The 609-nt window shown below is 58.8% G+C and carries 2 pseudogenes; both read left to right on the forward strand.

Annotated features, from left to right (window positions below):
• A pseudogene (locus HP566_RS06755) lies at positions 1-282 on the forward strand (hypothetical protein); the annotation flags it as partial.
• Positions 273-609: pseudogene (locus HP566_RS06760) on the forward strand (hypothetical protein); the annotation flags it as partial. The pseudogenes HP566_RS06755 and HP566_RS06760, both read left to right, overlap by 10 nt.

The following is a 609-nucleotide window of genomic DNA, read 5'->3' on the forward strand; positions in this document are numbered from 1 at the left end:
ACCGAGAGCGAGTACGCGGTGGACGTGGCGCATATCGATGTGCGCCATGATGAGGTCAGCATGGATATTCGTCAGGGCGCCAGCCCCGATAGCCTGATGACGGCAGGGCATATGCTTAGCGGGTTGTTTGTGGCGATAATGGGGATTTTCCTTTTTATATGGGCAGCGCTTGGGGGATGGTTCCCTCCTGATCCCCAGCTTGTCGCCGTATGGGGGGGGGGCTGTATTTCACTTTCCTGTTCGTTTTCTTTGCTGGCATTATGGCGGCAAACTTGGTACTGACGCGCACCGCGCCTATTCGCCTGAATCGCCAGCGCCGCGAAGTGGCCTTTGTGGTGGAACCCCCCGGCCGCTTCTGGCTACCCGCGCCGCAAAATCTTTGGTTGATCTCTACGGTTGGCACCGCCGCTGGAATCCCTGGCGGCATGGGGATTATTGAAGTTGGCGAGTGGCTACGCGGCGCTCGGGAGGGCTTTCCGATCGGCCTGACGCTGATGCATATCGGCTCCATGGCTTTTTTGTTTGTTTACCCGCCCATCTACGATGCCATCTGTCGGCTCTTTAAGCGTGAGCGCCGCACGGTGCTGGTGCCCTGGGAAGACGTGATCG

Origin of the sequence: Vreelandella olivaria, assembly GCF_023507745.1 — a bacterium.
In the GTDB taxonomy this organism is placed as follows: domain Bacteria; phylum Pseudomonadota; class Gammaproteobacteria; order Pseudomonadales; family Halomonadaceae; genus Vreelandella; species Vreelandella olivaria_A.